The organism is Pseudomonas sp. GW821-FHT03A09 (assembly GCF_059421065.1).
This window is the reverse complement of record NZ_JBWKUX010000002.1, coordinates 173,485-191,279: the sequence shown is the minus strand read 5'-3', so window position 1 is coordinate 191,279 and position 17,795 is coordinate 173,485. Positions and strand designations below refer to the sequence as shown.

Genomic DNA, 17,795 nt, shown 5'->3' with positions numbered 1-17,795 from the left:
GACAGGCCTAGGGCCGGCAAAGCGCTGGCTGTGCCCGATGGTCACTGAAAGTGGGTAGAATGCGGTTTTTTTCCAGCCTGGGGGTGCGCTTTGCGCGAAATTGTCCTGATAAACATCACCGGTGAAGACCGCCCGGGTCTCACCGCTGCCATTACCGGTGTGTTGGCCCAGGGTGGTGTGAACATTCTCGACATTGGCCAAGCGGTGATCCACGACACCTTGTCCTTTGGCATCCTCGTCGAAATTCCGAGCACCGAGCAGGCGTCTTCGGTACTCAAAGACATCCTGTTTACGGCGTATAAGCTCGATCAACAGGTGCGATTCACGCCGGTGTCCGAAGCCGATTACCAGCATTGGGTCGACGGTCAGGGTAAAAAACGCCACATCGTGACCCTGTTGACCCGCAAAGTGACGGCTGAACAATTGCAGCGCGTCAGTTCGATCACGGCCCAGTATGGTTTGAATATCGACCATATTGACCGTCTGTCGGGTCGTATGCCGTTGGATACGCCGGCCGATAAAGGCAAGGGCTGCATCGAGTTCTCCGTGCGCGGTGAACCGGCTGATCCACAAGCATTGCGCGCCGAATTCCTGAGCGTGGCTCAGGAGCTGAATGTCGATATCGCCTTCCAGGAAGACTCACTGTTCCGTCGCAACCGTCGCCTGGCGGTGTTCGACATGGACTCCACGCTGATCGAGGCCGAAGTCATCGACGAACTGGCCAAGGCGGCGGGTGTAGGCGAGCAGGTCTCCGAGATTACCGAGCGCGCCATGGCCGGCGAGCTGGACTTTCGCGCCAGCTTCAAGGAGCGCCTGGCGCTGCTCAAGGGGTTGGATGTGAGTGTGCTGGACTCGATTGGTGCATCGCTGCGCCTGACCGAAGGTGCCGAAACGCTGTTCGCTGAACTCAAGCGCCTGGGTTACAAGACGGCGATCCTGTCTGGCGGCTTTACCTACTTCGCCAAGCAATTGCAGGCCAAGCTGGGCATCGACTATGTGTTCGCCAACGAGCTGGAAGTGATCGACGGCAAAGTGACCGGTGTGGCGGTTGAGCCGATTGTTGATGCACAGCGCAAGGCTGACTTGCTGAAGGAACTGGCTCACAAGGAAGGTCTGCGTCTGGAACAGACCATTGCGGTCGGTGACGGTGCGAACGACTTGCCGATGCTGGCGATTGCCGGGTTGGGTGTGGCGTTCCGTGCCAAGCCGTTGGTGAAACAGTCGGCCAAGCAGGCGATTTCGACCTTGGGGTTGGATGGCGTGTTGTATCTGCTGGGCTTTCGCGACCGTGATGGTCAGCTGTAACTGAAGATATGCGGTAAAAAATGTGGGAGGGGGCTTGCCCCCGATAGCGGTGGTTCAGTTAATGATGTGTTAACTGGTACTCCGCCATCGGGGGCAAGCCCCCTCCCACATTGGGTTCTGTGTCAGGCTTTAGGTGTTGCGATACCTTGACCCATCTGCACTGGCGTACCCGCCACCAACTCTTCTGCCCACTTCACCTGATCCGGCCCGAACAGCACGATGGCGGTCGAGCCCAGCTTGAAGCGACCCAGCTCCGCGCCTTTCTCCAAATGAATCGGCGCCCGCGCCGCTTCGTCGTAGCGGAAGGTCTTCAGCTCACGCTTCGGCGGTGTCACCAGGCCGGCCCACACGGTTTCAATCGACGCGACGATCATCGCGCCTACCAATACCACGGCCATCGGACCGCGTTCGGTGTCGAACAGGCAGACAACGCGCTCGTTGCGTGCAAACAGCTCCGGCACGTTTTCAGCGGTGGTCTGGTTTACCGAAAAAATCCGCCCTGGCACGTACACCATCTCGCGCAACGTACCTGCCAGCGGCATGTGCACACGGTGGTAGTCCTTCGGCGACAGGTAAATAGTGGCGAAATCACCGCCCATGAACGGTGCAGCCAGCGCCGCATCCCCACCCAGCAGTTCCAGCACGCTGAAGCTGTGGCCTTTGGCCTGGAATACCCGGCCGTGTTCGATCGGGCCAAGCTGGCTGACAGCGCCGTCGGCAGGGCTCAATACCGCACCTGGGGTTGGATCCAGCGGGCGTGCGCCGTCTTTCAGCGCACGGGTGAAGAACGCGTTGAAGTGCTCGTAGGCGGTCAGGTCTTCAACCAGGGCCTGGGACATGTCCACCTGATAGCGCTTGGCGAACCAGCTGGTGAAGGCGTTCTTGAACCAGCGTACGCGGCACTCGGCAATGCAGCCGGCCAGGCGCGACAGCAAGTGGTGTGGCAATAGGTACTGGCTGAGGATAAACAACTGCTTTTTCATTAAGTGTCCTTAAACCTTAAATCTCAACGGGGGTGTCGGGGTGGTTGCCCCATTCGCCCCAGGAACCGGCATAACCTTTGACTCGCGGATAACCGAGCGCCTTGGCCACCAGGTAGGTGAAGCCAGAGCGATGGTGAGTCTGGCAGTGGGTGATGATTTCTTTGTCGCGGGTCAGCCCGAGGTCCTCGAGGATCTGTGGCATATCGCGGCGGATGCGCAGGTTGCGCGCCTTGTCCATGCCGGCGGTCCATTCGAAGTTCACCGCGCCGGGGATGTGCCCGCCTTTGGCTGCGAGTACTTTTTCGCCGGAATACTCCAGCGGGCCGCGTGCGTCCCAGATGCCCAGGTCGGCGGCGCCGAGTCGGCTTTGTAGGTACTCACGGGTGGCGGTAGGGCCTTCGTGCAGCGTCAGGCTGACCGGGCCGCCGACGGGAGCGGGCACCTCGGTGGAAACCGGGTGCTGGCCTTCCAGCCAAGCCAGCAGGCCACCGTCCAGGTAGTGGTATTTCGGGTGGCCGATCACGTCGAGCATCCAGATAAAACGCCCGGCCCAGCCACCGCCTTCGTCGTCGTAGACCACGTAGGTCGCGTCCGGGGTGTGGCCCAGTTCGCCGAACAGTGCTTCCAGCTCGGCCTTGCTCGGCAGTAAGCCGGGGGCGGGAGGCTGGCCCAGTTGGGTGCGCTTGGGGTCAACGAAATGCGCGCCGGGGATATGCCCTTCGGCGTAGCGGGCGGCGCTGGTGAGGTCCACCAGAATCAGGTGTTCGGCATCAAGGCGACCTTGCAGGTCGCTGGATTCGATCACCAGCGGCAAGCCAGAGAAGTCAGGCATGTGAGGTCTCCTGGGCACAAATGTCGGCGATAAAGGATCGGGATTGTAGCGCAAGCATCAAGCGCTGCGGTTGGTAAAGCTGTGCAGCGCTTTCTCGATGCATTGGGCGGTTTTGCCGAAGGCTTGCACGGTGGTTTCCGAGAATGGCCCGCCACCCTGGTCGGCGACCATCAGCATGACCACGCGGCCATTGCAGCTCAGGGATCGCAGCAACAGGTGCTCGCCGGTAAACAGGCGACGCAGGACCGGTGGCAGCAGCGCAGAGAACTGCGCATGGTTGTCGGGTGTGAGGCGTACCTGGGCGGATTTTTCCAGCAGGCGCTGCAGCAGCGTGCTGTTGACCACGTCCAGGCTCAGGTGCGCGGCATCCTTCGGCAGACCATCGGCTTGATGCACACGCAACGTACTCAAGGCGCGGTCTGCCATGAGCAGCAACACACGTTGCATACCGCTGGCCACCAAGGCTTCTTTGGCACAAGTAGTGAGGTGCATGGCGTTGGCGAAGCGGCTCGGTTCGACCAGCAGTTCGGTGCAACGCTTGCGCCACACGGCCAAGGCTTCGGCGGTGGGCGGCGGCGCGGGCAACAGGCCGCGATGGATCTTCTGCACATGCCACGGCCAGATAAGCGACAACGCCGGGTGCCATAGGTCAGGCATCAAGGTGTGGCGGGCGCTGATCACCGCTTGTTGGTGGACCTGTTGCTGTACGTCGCCCAGAGGTTCTTGCAGGTAGAGCGCAGTGAGGTATTGCCAGCGTTCTGTGTGCGGGCAGGTCCAGGACTCCTGGGCCGACAGTGCCAGGCCGTTGGCCAGCAGTACTGTATTGGCCGGCTGGTTCAGCCAGCGCCGCAGGTTGGGTTCGGCATCCAGCAGTTGCTGGTGGCGCAGCGCCTCGTCTTCGCGGGCGATATGCAGCGCTTTGACCAGCAGGCGCTGTTCGCTCAAGAGCAGGTGGTAGCCTTGGGACACCCAGATCGGCAAGTGCCAGGCTTCGGTCAAGCCAAGGCACAAATCCAACAGTCGTACGCCGAACAGCTCATGCTCGACCTGGTGCGCCGACTGGCCCTTGTGAATCACCCGCAACTCCCATTTTTCCAGGAGTTTGGGATAAGCGACGGCCATCGGCCACAACGGCGACAGAAACAGCAGGCTGCCCCAGTGAATGTCTTGCCACAAACGCGCCAGGCGGCTGCCGAACAAACCGTTGGCTTGCTGCGAGGCGTGCTGGCTCACCAGCAACAATTGGCGCAACGCCACGGGAATTTCCTGAGCGGGCACCGAGGGCAGGCGCGCCAGCAGTTCTTCAGCGCGCTTGAGGCCGAGGCGGTTGAGCGCCACTTCAAGGTTTTCCGCCGGCTCTGCCATGCTGCCGTGGGTGTGGCTGTTGGCCTCGCGCATCACGCTGAGTACCAGCGCCGGGCTGTTTTGCATCAGCTCGGCAATATCTCGTAATGAACTGCGGCTGTCGCGAATGGCTTTGCACACACGTTCATGGCTGGCTTGGGGAACAGGCAGCGGCACCTCATCCAGGCGCTTGATCCAAGCGGCGAGGGTGGTGGGTTTTGTAGTTGGGACTGTCGTTTCATTAGCCATGATTGGGGCGCGATCATCACTTGCATTCAACACGCCCGGAACGGGCCGAATTGGCTTTTCGCCTTAACGGGCTATAGTCTGGCGCAGTTTTGCCGATAAGTAGAACAAGAGTTTTTCAGCTGCACCCACTATGTCCATGAACCCGACGGCGCAAGTACCAATCTCCTATGGCTAAAATTATCGGCATCATCGTCGTCATCGCAAGCGTGCTCGGTGGGTACGTCCTGTCCCACGGTAAAATTGCCGCATTGATCCAGCCCTTCGAAGTGCTGATTATCGGCGGCGCTGCGTTTGGTGCTTTCTTGCAGGCCAACCCCGGCTACATGACCATGCACGTGATCAAGAAGTCGCTGGGCATGTTCAGCTCGCGCTTCTCCCACACCTTCTACCTGGAAGTGCTGGGCCTGATCTACGAGATCCTCAACAAGAGCCGCCGCGAAGGCATGATGGCCATCGAAGGCGATATCGAAGACGCTGCTGCCAGCCCGATTTTCGCCAAGTACCCGGCCGTGCTCAAAGATGAGCGCATGACGGCCTACATCTGTGACTACCTGCGCATCATGTCCTCCGGCAACATGGCCCCCCATGAGCTGGAAGGCCTGTTCGACATGGAGCTGTTCAGCCTCAAGGAAGAACTCGAACATCCTTCCCACGCCGTCACTGGCATTGCCGACGGTATGCCGGGTTTCGGTATCGTCGCGGCAGTACTCGGTATCGTGGTGACCATGGCTTCCTTGGGCGAAGGCGACCAGAAGGCCATCGGCATGCACGTGGGTGCGGCTCTGGTGGGTACCTTCTTCGGTATTCTCGCGGCCTACGGTTTCTTTGGCCCGCTGGCGACTTCCCTGGCCCATGACGCCAAGGAAGAAGTGAATCTCTACGAGGCGATCAAGGCGTGCCTGGTGGCTTCGGCCTCCGGTATGCCGCCGTCGCTGGCGGTGGAGTTCGGGCGCAAGGTGCTGTACCCGAAACATCGCCCAAGTTTTGCCGAGCTGGAACAAGCGGTTCGCGGTCGCTAAGCCATGGAAAACAACCAGCCGATAATCATCAAGCGCGTCAAGCGCTTCGCTGCGGGGCATCATGGCGGCGCCTGGAAAATCGCCTTCGCCGACTTTGCGACGGCGATGATGGCGTTCTTCCTGGTGCTGTGGCTGATGTCCACCGCCACACCGGAACAAAAGATCGCCATTGCCGGTTACTTCAAAGACCCGATTGGTTTCTCGGAAAGTGGTACGCCTTTTGTGATCGACCTGGGCGGCTCGCCGCAGTTGGCGCCTGAGCGCACCATCAACCCGGAGGTCAAGACCGAAGCTCCTCAGGAAAAGATTCCAGTCGAGCGCGACACCGTCGAGGCCATGGCTGAGCAAGTCGAACAGGAACGTCTGGAATTGCTGCTGAAGGAGTTGCAGACCAAGGTTGAGGAAAACCCGCAACTGCTGAAGTTCAAGGACCAGATCTCCTTCGAAATCACGCCTGAGGGCTTGCGTATCCAGATCACTGACGCCGCCAACCGGCCGATGTTCGACTCCGGCAGCGCACGCTTGAAGCCGTATTTCGAAGACATCCTGCTGGCCATGGCCGACACCATCAAGGCGGTGCCGAACAAGATCAGTATTAGTGGCCACACCGATGCCAAGCCGTATGCGGGCCAGGGCGACTTCGGTAACTGGGAACTCTCGGCCAACCGTGCCAACGCCGCACGCCGCGCGCTGGTGGCTGGCAGCTACCCGGACCCGCAAGTGGCGCGAGTGGTGGGGTTTGCTTCCTCGCAGTTGTTTGATTCCGCGGACCCGTTCAACCCGGTCAATCGCCGGATTGATATCGTGGTGCTGACCAAAAAGGCTCAGCGTGCGATTGAGGGTGATCAAGGGGCCAAACCAGCACCGGTCCAAGGCGACGGCGCACCGGGTGAAGTGCCGGCGGATCCGAACGCTCTTCCACCAGAGCAGGAGCCGTTGCCGCCCCATGAACTGCGGCAGAAGCTGAACCTGTTTGATGACGGTGGGATGAAGGATCCTACGGTGCCTGCGCCGGCACCCGGATCGTAATCCACATACAAAAAGGCCGCGATGATCGCGGCCTTTTGGTAGGGGCAGTTTAGTAACTGCTCTCAGGCAAGCTCGCAATAATCGAACGATAGCTGTTCATGCGTTGCTGCTGCACGCGGCCATCTTCCAATGCCTTGAGCAGCGCGCAGCCCGGCTCGCGGTCGTGTTTGCAGTCGCGGAAACGGCAAGTGCCGATCAGGTCGTTGAACTCGATGAAGCCCGCTTCCACATCGCTGCGGCTGACGTGGCCGAGGCCAAATTCCCGAATGCCCGGGGAGTCGATCAGCTCACCGCCACCTGGGAAGTGGAACAGCCGCGCGGTGGTGGTGGTGTGGGTGCCCTGGCCGGACAGTTCCGACAGCGGGCCGACACGGGTCTCGACTTCCGGCAGCAGGCTGTTGACCAGCGACGACTTGCCTACGCCCGACTGGCCGACAAACACGCTGATACGGCCGTCCAACTGCTGTTGCAGCTGTTCCATGCCATTGCCGTGATGGGCCGAGACTTCCAGCACCGGGTAACCGAGGGTGCGGTACACCGCCAGCAATGCGTTGAGTGCCGGGGCGTTCTGTTCGTCGATCAAGTCGAATTTGTTCAGCAGCAACAGCGGGCGGATGCCGGCGTGTTCGGCCGCGACCAGATAGCGGTCGATCAGGTTGGCATGGGGCTCGGGCAGCGGCGCGAACACGATCACGATCATGTCGACGTTGGCGGCCACCGGCTTGAGCTGGCCGCGGCTGTCGGGGCGGCGCAGTTCGGTGGTACGCGGCAATTGGGCGACGATCACGCCGATGCCCTGGTTGCCGGCACGCCATACCACTTGGTCGCCAGTCACCAGCGCAGGCAGGTTGGCGCGCAGGTGGCAACGGAACACCTGGCCGGCGAGCTCGCCTTCCAGCGCCTCGACTTCGACCTGCACACCGAAGTGCGCGATCACCAGGCCTGTTTGTTCAGGGCCAAGGTCGCCGCCTTCGAGCGCTTCCACGGCGGAGGATTCACGTTTGGCGGCGCGAGCGGCGCGTTCACCTTGAATCTTTTCGATGCGCCAGTTTTGGCGGCGATTGAGCTGGCGTTTGGCCATGGGTGTTCCGTGTCGATAATGCAAAGGTTAGGTAAAACGGTCGCGAGTCTAGCACGGCCCCGCCTGCTAAACTGCGCAGCTACGCCAAGGTGCCAAGAGAATCAAGCCATGCAAAACCCACAGAACCTGATTTGGATCGATCTGGAAATGACCGGTCTGAACCCCGACACCGACGTCATCATCGAGATGGCGACTATTGTCACCGACAGCAATCTCAACACCTTGGCCGAAGGTCCGGTGATTGCCATCCACCACAGCGATGCCGTCTTGGCCACCATGGACGAGTGGAACACCCGCACCCACGGCAACTCCGGCCTGACCCAGCGCGTGCGTGACAGTCGCATCAGCATGGCTGAGGCCGAGGCCGAAACCATTGCCTTCCTGGAGAAGTGGGTACCCAAGGGCAAGTCGCCGATCTGCGGCAACAGCATCTGCCAGGACCGTCGCTTCCTTTATACCCACATGAAAGGGCTGGAAAGCTACTTCCACTACCGCAACCTGGATGTTTCGACGCTTAAAGAGCTGGCAGCGCGCTGGGCGCCGGAAGTCAAAGACAGCTTCCATAAAGGCAGCACACACCTGGCGTTGGATGATATTCGCGAGTCGATCGCCGAGTTGCAGTATTACCGCAAGCATTTCATCAAGGCTTGAATGGGTGGCGCCTGAACCGGCGCCATCGCAGGCAAGCCAGCTCCCACAGTTGAACGTATTCACAAATCCAAATGTGGGAGCTGGCTTGCCTGCGATAGGGTCGACGCGGTCTTTCGCCGAACGCCCCCTTTTGGTGCCATCACCAAATGATTAGACTGCGCGCCTCTCTGGAAGGACCGCCACCATGCTGCTGATGCTCTACCTCATCGCCATTACTGCCGAAGCCATGACCGGCGCGCTGTCCGCCGGGCGGCGTGGCATGGACTGGTTCGGGGTGGTGTTGATCGCTTGCGTCACCGCTCTGGGTGGCGGGTCGGTGCGCGATGTGTTGCTGGGGCATTACCCGCTGACATGGGTCAAGCACCCGGAATACCTGGTGCTGACCTCTATCGCCGCGCTGGTGACGATCTTTATTGCGCCGCTGATGCGCCACCTGCGCTCGCTGTTCCTGGCGCTGGACGCCGTAGGGCTGGTGGCGTTCACCCTGATCGGCTGCATGACAGCTTTGGAAATGGGCCACGGCATGCTGGTGGCCTCGGTCAGTGGTGTGATCACTGGGGTGTTCGGCGGTATCTTGCGGGATATCTTCTGCAATGACATTCCCCTGATCTTCCGTCGTGAGTTGTACGCCAGCGTCTCGTTCCTTGCCGCCTGGTTCTACATGCTGTGCCTGTATCTGGAGCTGCCGAGCGAACAGGCGATTTTGCTGACGCTGTTCAGTGGTTTTCTATTGAGGTTGCTGGCGATCCGCTTTCACTGGGAAATGCCCAAGTTCGTCTACAACGACGATGTGCACTAACGCGTAGCGTGCTGGTTCAGCGCCCACTCGACGTGTTCGCGCACCAGCTCCGACGGGTAATCCCGGCGGGCCTTCAGCGCCTCCAGCACCGGGATGCTCGACGGTGCATTGCCCAGGCCCACCGCCAGGTTGCGCAACCAGCGCTCATAACCGGCACGGCGTAACGGCGAACCTTCGGTGCTGCTGAGGAATTGATCCTCGTCCCACATGAACAACTCGGCCAGTTCGGCGTTATCCAGGTTGTGGCGTGGCTTGAAATCGCCTTCGGCCGTGGGGCGGGCGAAACGATTCCATGGGCAAACGATCTGACAGTCATCGCAACCGAACACACGATTGCCGATCAGCGGGCGCAGATCCTCGGGGATCGCGCTCTTGAGCTCGATGGTCAGGTAGGAAATGCAGCGGCGCGCGTCCAACACATAGGGGCCGACGAAGGCATTGGTGGGGCAGATGTCCAGGCACGCGGTGCAGCGTCCACAGTGCTCGGTGCTGTGGGGAGCATCTACCGGTAGCGGCAAGTCGACAAACAGTTCGCTCAGAAAGAAATAGCTGCCGGCCTTGCGATTGAGTACCAAGGTGTTTTTACCGATCCAGCCCAGCCCGGCTTGTTCGGCGATGGCTTTTTCCAGTACCGGCGCGCTGTCGACAAACGCGCGAAAGCCAAATGGGCCGATCTGCGCCTGAATGCGGTCGGCCAGTTGTTGTACGCGTTTTCTGATCAGCTTGTGATAGTCGCGGCCCAGGGCGTAGCGCGAGATATAGGCTTTTTCCGGCTGGGCCAGCAATTGCGCCATTTGCGTGTCGCCGGGCAGGTAGTCCATGCGCAGCGAAATCACGCGCAAGGTGCCTGGCACCAACTCATCCGGGTGGGAGCGCTTGCTGCCATGGGCGCCCATGTATTCCATCTCGCCGTGATACCCCGCGTCGAGCCAGCGTTGCAGGTGCTGTTCATGCTCGGCCAGGTCCAGGCCGCTGATGCCGACTTGTTGAAAGCCCAGTTCGCGGCCCCAGTCTTTGATCGATTGGGCGAGGGCGGGCAGATCGGAGGTAATAGCAGGCATGAGACACGAGAAACCACGGGTTAGATGCGTATAATTCTGCCAGACATCGGAGCTTGAAGACGCATGCCGCAGACAAAACACGAAATAACCGACGTTCAGTCACTGTTGCCCGGCCACTTGCCGCAACTGGCTGCGCGTTCCTCGGATGCCCATAAAGGCCAGTTCGGCCATCTGTTGGTCATCGGTGGCGACCGCGGCTTTGGCGGCGCTGCGCTGCTGAGCGCGGAAAGCGCCTTGCGCAGTGGCGCCGGCATGGTGTCCCTGGCGACGCGTCCGGAGCATGTACCGGCAGCCCTGGCGCGCTTGCCCGAGGTCATGGCCCTTGGCGTCAGTTCGGCTAACCAACTGATGGGGTTGCTGGAAAAAATCTCGGTCATCGTCATTGGCCCCGGCCTTGGCGAGGCATCCTGGGGTAAAAGCCTGTTGTCGGTTGCCGCCAACGCCCGGCAGCCGCAGGTCTGGGACGCGGACGCGTTGAATCAACTGGCAACGGGCGGTGTCAACTTACCGGCTGGCTCGGTCATCACCCCGCACCCTGGCGAGGCGGCGCGCTTGATGGGGCTCTCGACAGCCGAGGTTCAGGCCGATCGCCTTAAGGTGGCGCGCGCTTTAAGCCAGAAATTCAATGCAGTAGCTATCCTCAAGGGTGCTGGCAGTTTGATTGCCAGCCCGGACGGCCGGGTTTCCCGTTGTGATCAGGGCCATCCCGCGATGGCCGCGGCGGGGCTGGGCGATGTGCTGGCTGGCCTGGTCGGCGCTTTGTTGGCCCAAGGCATGCCGGCCTATGAGGCGAGTTGCCTGGCTGTGTGGTTGCACGCCACGGCGGGGGCTCGCCAAGGCACCTTTGGTCGTGGGCTGGCTGCCAGCGATCTGATACCTGCCGTTCGTCAATTGCTGGAGGAGCAGTCGCCGTGTCTGAAGTAACCCTTTTTCTGGCCGATGAAGACGCGATGGTCGCGTTCGGTCATCGCATTGCCCAGGTGACGGCGGGTGCAGGGCTGATCTTTCTTGAGGGCGACTTGGGCGCGGGTAAAACCACCCTCTCGCGCGGCATTATTCGCGGTTTGGGCCACACGGGGGCGGTGAAAAGCCCTACGTTCACTCTGGTAGAGCCCTACGAAATTGGCGAAGTGCGAGCTTTCCACTTCGACCTTTATCGTCTGGTTGACCCTGAAGAACTGGAGTACATGGGCATCCGGGATTACTTCGACGAAGACGCGTTGTGCCTGATCGAGTGGCCAGATAAAGGCACAGGCTTTTTGCCAAAGCCTGACATGACCATTACCATTACGCCGCATGAGCATGGACGTCAGTTGAAGTTGTTGCCCCAGGGTGCGCGCGGCCAGTCTTGGTGTGCCGCTTTGGCATTGGAATTCAAATAATTGGTGGGGTTAGGTATGCGCTTTCGCGCGTTGGTTGCTGTCGTGGGAGTGTTGCTTGCGGCAATGACTGTCAATGCTCTGGCTGCTTCACAGGTGAAAAGTGTTCGCCTGTGGCGAGCGCCGGATAACACGCGACTGGTGTTCGACCTGTCTGGCCCGGTCCAGCACAGCGTCTTTACCCTGACGGCGCCCGATCGCTTGGTGATCGACATCAACGGTGCGACCCTGGCCGCGCCGCTCAAAGTGTCCACCGCCAACACCCCGATTACCTCCATGCGTTCGGCCCAGCGTACGCCGACCGATCTGCGTGTGGTTATCGACCTGAAAAAGGTCGTGACCCCGAAAAGCTTCTCCCTGGCGCCGAATGCCCAATACGGTAACCGGCTTGTGGTCGACCTGTTCGACAACGCCGCCGATGCCAACCCGCCGCCAGCGCCAACCCCGAGCGTTGCCACAGTCCCTGCCGTGCCGGTCAACCCGTCGCAGCCGCAGGTCAAGTTGCCGCCACTACCACCGGCCCCCGCGGGCAAGCGCGACATTATCGTGGTGATCGACGCCGGTCACGGCGGTGAAGACCCCGGCGCTTCCGGTTCACGCGGCCAGCATGAAAAAGACGTGGTATTGGCCATTGCCCGTGAGCTGCAGCGTCAGGTCAATGCGATGAAAGGTTATCGCGCCGAGTTGACCCGTACCGGCGACTACTTCATTCCGTTGCGTGGCCGTACCGAAATCGCACGTAAGAAGGGTGCCGATCTGTTTGTATCGATCCATGCCGACGCCGCACCTTCGACCGCCGCCTTCGGTGCGTCGGTGTTCGCGCTGTCCGATCGGGGTGCTACTTCCGAGACTGCCCGCTGGTTGGCCGACAGTGAAAACCGTTCCGACTTGATCGGCGGGGCTGGCAACGTGTCCCTGGATGACAAGGACAAAATGCTCGCCGGCGTGCTGCTCGACCTGTCGATGACGGCTTCGTTGACCTCCAGCCTGAACGTTGGCCAGAAGGTCCTGAGCAATATCGGTCGGGTCACTTCGCTGCACAAACAGCGGGTGGAGCAGGCGGGTTTCATGGTGTTGAAGTCGCCGGATATCCCGTCGATCCTGGTGGAAACCGGGTTTATCTCCAACTCCAACGAAGCGTCCAAGCTGGCCAGTGCCAGCCACCAGCAAGCGCTGGCGCGTTCGATCAGCGCCGGTATCCGACAGTTCTTCCAGCAGAACCCGCCGCCGGGCACCTACATTGCCTGGCTGCGTGACTCCGGGAAGATCGCCCAGGGCCCACGTGATCATCGCGTGCAGCCCGGCGACACCCTGGCCATGCTGGCCGTGCGCTTCCAGGTTTCACCCGCAACGTTGCGCAGCGCGAATAACCTGAAAACCGATGAGTTGAAAGTCGGCCAGGTGTTGACCATTCCTGGCACTGAATTGGCGGCGCAGTAATGAGCGAATCACAGTTGAACAGCGGCTCGCGCATCGAACTGCTCAGCCCGCGCCTGGCCAACCAGATTGCCGCGGGCGAGGTGGTTGAGCGTCCGGCGTCGGTGATCAAGGAGTTGCTGGAGAACAGCATCGACTCCGGCGCCAAGCGTATCGATGTCGACGTGGAGCAAGGCGGCGTCAAACTCCTGCGCGTGCGCGACGACGGCAGCGGCATCTCTTCCGATGACCTGCCGCTGGCCCTGGCCCGTCACGCCACCAGCAAGATTCGCGACCTGGAAGACCTTGAGCGGGTGATGAGCCTGGGCTTTCGCGGCGAGGCCCTGGCCTCCATCAGTTCCGTGGCCCGCCTGACCCTGACGTCCCGTACCCGCAGCGCCGATCAGGCCTGGCAGGTAGAGACCGAAGGCCGCGACATGGCGCCTCGGGTCCAGCCAGCTGCGCACCCGGTGGGTACCTCGGTGGAAGTGCGTGACCTGTTCTTCAACACGCCGGCGCGCCGCAAATTCCTCAAGGCCGAAAAAACCGAATTCGATCACCTGCAAGAAGTCATCAAGCGCCTGGCCCTGGCCCGTTTCGATGTGGCGTTCCATCTGCGCCATAACGGCAAGACGATCCTCAGCCTGCACGAAGCCAATGACGACGCCGCCCGCGCCCGCCGTGTAGCGGCGGTATGCGGCGCGGGTTTCCTGGAACAGGCGCTGCCGATTGAAATAGAGCGTAATGGCTTGCGTCTGTGGGGTTGGGTCGGGTTGCCGACGTTCTCCCGTAGCCAGGCGGACTTGCAGTACTTCTTTGTGAATGGTCGAGCGGTGCGCGACAAGCTGGTGGCCCACGCGGTGCGCCAGGCATATCGCGACGTGCTGTTCAACGGGCGGCATCCGACGTTTGTGCTGTTTTTTGAGGTCGACCCATCGGTGGTCGACGTCAACGTGCACCCGACCAAGCACGAAGTGCGCTTCCGTGACGGGCGCATGGTGCATGACTTCCTCTATGGCACGCTGCACCGCGCCCTGGGCGATGTGCGCCCGGATGATCAGTTGTCTGCGCCGATTGTGACGGCGGTGGTGCGGCCAAGTGGTCCGCAGGCGGGTGAGTTCGGTCCCCAAGGCGAAATGAGCCTGGCCGCCAACTTGCTGCAATCGCCACAGCAACAGCCTGCTTATACGGCGCCGGGCTCCGGCTCGGGGGCTGGCTATCAGTATCAATACACCCCGCGCCCGCAGTCGACAGTGCCGGTAGCCGAGGCCCAGGCGGCCTATCGCGAGTTTTTTGCGCCACTGCCGGGTGCCGAGCCGGGCGCGGCGGTTGCCTTGCCGGAAGGCGGCGGTGATATTCCACCGTTGGGCTATGCCCTGGCACAGCTCAAGGGCATCTACATCCTGGCGGAAAACGCCCATGGCCTGGTGCTGGTAGACATGCATGCCGCCCATGAGCGGATCATGTACGAACGCCTGAAGATCGCCATGGCCAGCGAAGGTCTCAGCGGCCAGCCGCTGTTGGTACCCGAGTCCCTGGCGGTCAGCCAGCGGGAAGCCGATTGCGCCGAAGAGCATCACGGCGTGTTCCAGAAGCTGGGTTTCGAATTGCAGCGCCTCGGGCCGGAAACCCTGGCAATCCGCCAGATTCCCGCACTGCTCAAGCAGGCCGAAGCCAATCGACTGGTGGCTGACGTGTTGGCCGACCTGATGGAATACGGCACCAGCGACCGCATCCAGGCGCACATCAACGAACTGCTTGGCACCATGGCCTGCCACGGCGCCATCCGCGCCAATCGCCGCCTGGCCCTGCCGGAAATGAACGGGTTGTTGCGCGACATGGAAAACACCGAGCGCAGTGGCCAATGCAACCATGGCCGACCGACCTGGACCCAGATGGGCCTGGACGATCTGGACAAACTGTTCTTGCGCGGCCGTTGATGAGTGCCTTGCCCCCCGCCATTTTCCTGATGGGCCCCACGGCCGCCGGCAAGACCGACCTGGCCATCGAGCTGACCAAGGTGTTGCCGTGCGAGCTGATCAGTGTCGACTCTGCCCTGGTTTACCGGGACATGGACATCGGTACCGCCAAGCCTTCAAAAACGTTGTTGGCCCAATATCCGCATAAACTGATCGACATCATCGACCCGGCCGAGAGCTATTCGGCGGCGGACTTCCGTACCGACGCCCTGGCCGCCATGGCTGAAATCACTGCTCGGGGCAATATCCCGTTGCTGGTGGGCGGCACGATGCTCTATTACAAGGCTTTGCAGGAAGGTCTGGCGGATATGCCTCCGGCTGACGCCCAGGTGCGTGCCGAGCTTGAAGAGGAGGCAGCGCGCCTTGGTTGGCAAGCCCTGCACGATCAGTTGGCGGCTGTCGATCCGGTCTCTGCTGCGCGGATTCACCCTAACGACCCCCAGCGCCTCACGCGCGCCTTGGAAGTCTGGCGTGTGAGTGGTCAGACCATGACTGAACACAGGCTGAAACAAACTGCGCAAAGTGCTGATGCAGACGCATCTGGACAGTCACAATTGCCCTATACTGTGGCGAATCTGGCCATCGCTCCGGCAAATCGCCAGGTGCTGCATGAACGAATTGCACAAAGATTCACAATTATGTTGGAACAGGGGTTTGTGGACGAGGTCGTAGCACTGCGTTCAAGAGGTGACCTGCATCCCGGGCTGCCTTCGATACGTGCTGTAGGCTATCGCCAAGTCTGGGATCACCTGGATGGCAAGCTGACGTCGGCCGAAATGCAGGAGCGCGGCATCATCGCCACGCGCCAATTGGCCAAACGCCAGTTCACCTGGCTGCGCAGCTGGAGCGATTTGCACTGGTTGGACAGCCTGGACAGCGACAATCTGTCACGCGCCTTGAAATACTTGGGCACGGTCTCCATATTGAGCTGAGTCCTTGCAATTGCCGTCTATCCTTGGGGGTGTGACGGCCATAAGCTATCTATTTTCCGCTTTTTTATTATTGATCCTTATAGGAGTGCGACACATGTCAAAAGGGCATTCGCTACAAGACCCTTACTTGAATACTTTACGTAAAGAGAAAGTTGGGGTTTCCATCTACCTGGTCAACGGTATCAAACTGCAAGGCACGATCGAGTCGTTCGACCAGTTCGTGATCCTGCTGAAGAACACCGTCAGCCAGATGGTCTACAAACACGCTATCTCGACAGTTGTTCCAGTTCGTCCGATCCGTCTGCCTAGCGCTGCCGGTGATGAACAGGGTGACGCTGAGCCAGGTAACGCCTGATAGGAGTCTCCTTTGTTCTTTGAGCGCCACGGTGGTGGTGAGCGAGTGATCCTCGTTCACTTGGATGGACAGGACCCTGAGGCGCGCGAAGATCCGCAGGAGTTTCAGGAGTTGGCAAATTCGGCCGGCGCCGAGACCGTTGCGTTTTTTAACGTGCCGCGTCATCGGCCAACCGCCAAATTCCTGATTGGCAGCGGCAAGGTCGAGGAACTGCGCGACCTGGTACACGCCGAAGAAGCCGATCTGGTGATCTTCAATCACGTCCTCACACCTAGTCAGGAACGTAACCTCGAACGTGTCTTCGAGTGTCGCGTGATCGACCGTACCGGCCTGATTCTCGATATTTTCGCCCAACGTGCCCGTACCCATGAAGGCAAGCTCCAGGTTGAACTGGCCCAGCTTGACCACATGAGCACTCGGCTGGTTCGCGGCTGGACTCACCTTGAGCGTCAAGGTGGCGGTATCGGTATGCGCGGTCCGGGTGAAACCCAGCTTGAAACCGACCGACGTCTGCTGCGGGTCCGCCTGCGCCAGATCAAGGGCCGCCTGGAGAAAGTGCGTAGCCAGCGCGAACAGTCACGCCGTGGCCGTTCCCGTGCGGATATTCCGACCGTTTCCCTGGTGGGCTATACCAACGCCGGCAAATCCACGCTGTTCAATAATGTGACGAAATCGGATGTGTACGCGGCCGACCAACTGTTCGCCACGCTCGACCCGACCCTGCGCCGTCTGGACCTGGATGACCTGGGGCCGATTGTCCTGGCGGATACCGTGGGGTTCATTCGTCACTTGCCCCACAAGCTGGTCGAAGCATTCCGGTCTACGCTCGAAGAGTCGAGTAACTCGGATCTGCTGTTGCACGTGATCGATGCGGCCGAACCGGACCGTATGTTGCAGATTGAGCAGGTGATGTTGGTGCTGGGCGAGATTGGTGCCCAGGACTTGCCGATCCTCGAGGTCTATAACAAACTCGATTTGCTTGAAGGCGTAGAGCCACAAATCCAGCGCGACGAGAACGGCAAGCCCCAGCGGGTCTGGCTGTCGGCGCGTGATGGCAGTGGCTTGGAATTGCTCGAACAAGCTATTGCCGAGCTGTTGGGCAGCGATTTGTTTGTCGGCACCTTGCGCTTGCCTCAGCGTTTTGCTCGACTGCGTGCTCAGTTTTTCGAGTTGGGCGCGGTACAGAAAGAAGAACACGACGAAGAAGGTGTCAGCTTGCTGGCCGTTCGATTGCCGCGCTCGGAGCTGAATCGGCTGGTCAGCCGTGAAGGCGTTGTACCGGCAGAGTTCATCGAACAACACACTTTGCAATAAAAGCCTGAAAAAGCGGTTGTGCCGCAGTAGCAGGCATTCTGTAGCATTGGTCGGCGCGCCGTGGGTG

General features: G+C 60.6%; 17 protein-coding genes. 12 read left to right on the top strand and 5 right to left on the bottom strand.

Annotated features, from left to right (window positions below):
* Positions 1-90: 90 nt before the first annotated feature.
* Positions 91-1,305 (top strand): phosphoserine phosphatase SerB, encoded by a 1,215-nt coding sequence (gene serB / locus AC07V4_RS03685; protein WP_492637307.1) that lies wholly within the window; start codon positions 91-93, stop codon positions 1,303-1,305.
* A gap of 122 nt (positions 1,306-1,427) precedes the next feature.
* On the opposite strand, the gene asd is transcribed toward serB, so the two are convergent.
* Genes asd through AC07V4_RS03670 form a run of 3 tightly spaced genes read right to left on the bottom strand, consistent with a single transcriptional unit; the run spans position 1,428 to position 4,713 of the window.
* A complete protein-coding gene (asd, locus tag AC07V4_RS03680; protein WP_431752590.1) occupies positions 1,428-2,288 on the bottom strand; it encodes an archaetidylserine decarboxylase in 861 nt (286 codons plus the stop codon).
* A 16-nt stretch (positions 2,289-2,304) separates the two neighbouring features.
* Positions 2,305-3,120 carry a rhodanese-like domain-containing protein gene (locus AC07V4_RS03675; RefSeq protein WP_492637306.1) on the bottom strand — a complete coding sequence of 272 codons (816 nt, stop codon included), beginning with the start codon at positions 3,118-3,120 and terminating at the stop codon, positions 2,305-2,307.
* A gap of 57 nt (positions 3,121-3,177) precedes the next feature.
* A complete protein-coding gene (locus tag AC07V4_RS03670; RefSeq protein ID WP_492637305.1) occupies positions 3,178-4,713 on the bottom strand; it encodes an HDOD domain-containing protein in 1,536 nt (511 codons plus the stop codon).
* A gap of 167 nt (positions 4,714-4,880) precedes the next feature.
* On the opposite strand from AC07V4_RS03670, the gene motA reads away from it, so the two are divergent.
* Positions 4,881-5,732 (top strand): flagellar motor stator protein MotA, encoded by an 852-nt coding sequence (gene motA, locus AC07V4_RS03665; protein WP_003217532.1) that lies wholly within the window; start codon positions 4,881-4,883, stop codon positions 5,730-5,732.
* 3 nt (positions 5,733-5,735) lie between these two features.
* A complete protein-coding gene (gene motB, locus AC07V4_RS03660) occupies positions 5,736-6,761 on the top strand; it encodes a flagellar motor protein MotB (RefSeq protein ID WP_492637304.1) in 1,026 nt (341 codons plus the stop codon).
* A gap of 49 nt (positions 6,762-6,810) precedes the next feature.
* Here the strand turns inward: motB and rsgA are convergent, their stop codons facing one another.
* Positions 6,811-7,842 (bottom strand): small ribosomal subunit biogenesis GTPase RsgA, encoded by a 1,032-nt coding sequence (rsgA, locus tag AC07V4_RS03655; RefSeq protein WP_033898469.1) that lies wholly within the window; start codon positions 7,840-7,842, stop codon positions 6,811-6,813.
* Positions 7,843-7,950: 108 nt separating this feature from the next.
* On the opposite strand from rsgA, the gene orn reads away from it, so the two are divergent.
* Together orn and AC07V4_RS03645 are read left to right on the top strand one after the other, a co-directional pair.
* Positions 7,951-8,493 carry an oligoribonuclease gene (orn, locus tag AC07V4_RS03650; protein WP_492637303.1) on the top strand — a complete coding sequence of 181 codons (543 nt, stop codon included), beginning with the start codon at positions 7,951-7,953 and terminating at the stop codon, positions 8,491-8,493.
* A 184-nt stretch (positions 8,494-8,677) separates the two neighbouring features.
* Complete coding sequence (locus tag AC07V4_RS03645) at positions 8,678-9,292, top strand: trimeric intracellular cation channel family protein (RefSeq protein ID WP_053254043.1); 615 nt, start codon at positions 8,678-8,680, stop codon at positions 9,290-9,292.
* On the opposite strand, the gene queG is transcribed toward AC07V4_RS03645, so the two are convergent.
* Positions 9,289-10,353 carry a tRNA epoxyqueuosine(34) reductase QueG gene (queG, locus tag AC07V4_RS03640; protein ID WP_492637302.1) on the bottom strand — a complete coding sequence of 355 codons (1,065 nt, stop codon included), beginning with the start codon at positions 10,351-10,353 and terminating at the stop codon, positions 9,289-9,291. The genes AC07V4_RS03645 and queG overlap by 4 nt on opposite strands.
* Positions 10,354-10,416: 63 nt before the next feature.
* Here queG and AC07V4_RS03635 point away from each other — a divergent pair, with 63 nt between their 5' ends.
* The 7 genes from AC07V4_RS03635 to hflX all read left to right on the top strand — a co-directional run bounded on the left by AC07V4_RS03635 (position 10,417) and on the right by hflX (position 17,728).
* Positions 10,417-11,277 carry an NAD(P)H-hydrate dehydratase gene (locus tag AC07V4_RS03635; protein WP_492637301.1) on the top strand — a complete coding sequence of 287 codons (861 nt, stop codon included), beginning with the start codon at positions 10,417-10,419 and terminating at the stop codon, positions 11,275-11,277.
* Positions 11,265-11,735 (top strand): tRNA (adenosine(37)-N6)-threonylcarbamoyltransferase complex ATPase subunit type 1 TsaE, encoded by a 471-nt coding sequence (tsaE, locus tag AC07V4_RS03630; RefSeq protein ID WP_492637300.1) that lies wholly within the window; start codon positions 11,265-11,267, stop codon positions 11,733-11,735. The genes AC07V4_RS03635 and tsaE overlap by 13 nt, the downstream gene beginning before the upstream one ends.
* A gap of 15 nt (positions 11,736-11,750) precedes the next feature.
* Positions 11,751-13,172 (top strand): N-acetylmuramoyl-L-alanine amidase, encoded by a 1,422-nt coding sequence (locus AC07V4_RS03625; RefSeq protein ID WP_431753177.1) that lies wholly within the window; start codon positions 11,751-11,753, stop codon positions 13,170-13,172.
* Complete coding sequence (gene mutL / locus AC07V4_RS03620; protein ID WP_431753176.1) at positions 13,172-15,088, top strand: DNA mismatch repair endonuclease MutL; 1,917 nt, start codon at positions 13,172-13,174, stop codon at positions 15,086-15,088. The genes AC07V4_RS03625 and mutL overlap by 1 nt, the downstream gene beginning before the upstream one ends.
* The gene (miaA, locus tag AC07V4_RS03615) at positions 15,088-16,059 is read left to right on the top strand and encodes a tRNA (adenosine(37)-N6)-dimethylallyltransferase MiaA (protein WP_492637299.1); all 972 of its coding nucleotides are present in this window, start codon (positions 15,088-15,090) and stop codon (positions 16,057-16,059) included. The genes mutL and miaA overlap by 1 nt, the downstream gene beginning before the upstream one ends.
* A gap of 94 nt (positions 16,060-16,153) precedes the next feature.
* A complete protein-coding gene (hfq, locus tag AC07V4_RS03610) occupies positions 16,154-16,414 on the top strand; it encodes an RNA chaperone Hfq (RefSeq protein ID WP_003188059.1) in 261 nt (86 codons plus the stop codon).
* Between the two features lie 12 nt (positions 16,415-16,426).
* Positions 16,427-17,728 carry a ribosome rescue GTPase HflX gene (gene hflX, locus AC07V4_RS03605; protein ID WP_010213610.1) on the top strand — a complete coding sequence of 434 codons (1,302 nt, stop codon included), beginning with the start codon at positions 16,427-16,429 and terminating at the stop codon, positions 17,726-17,728.
* Positions 17,729-17,795: the final 67 nt, after the last annotated feature.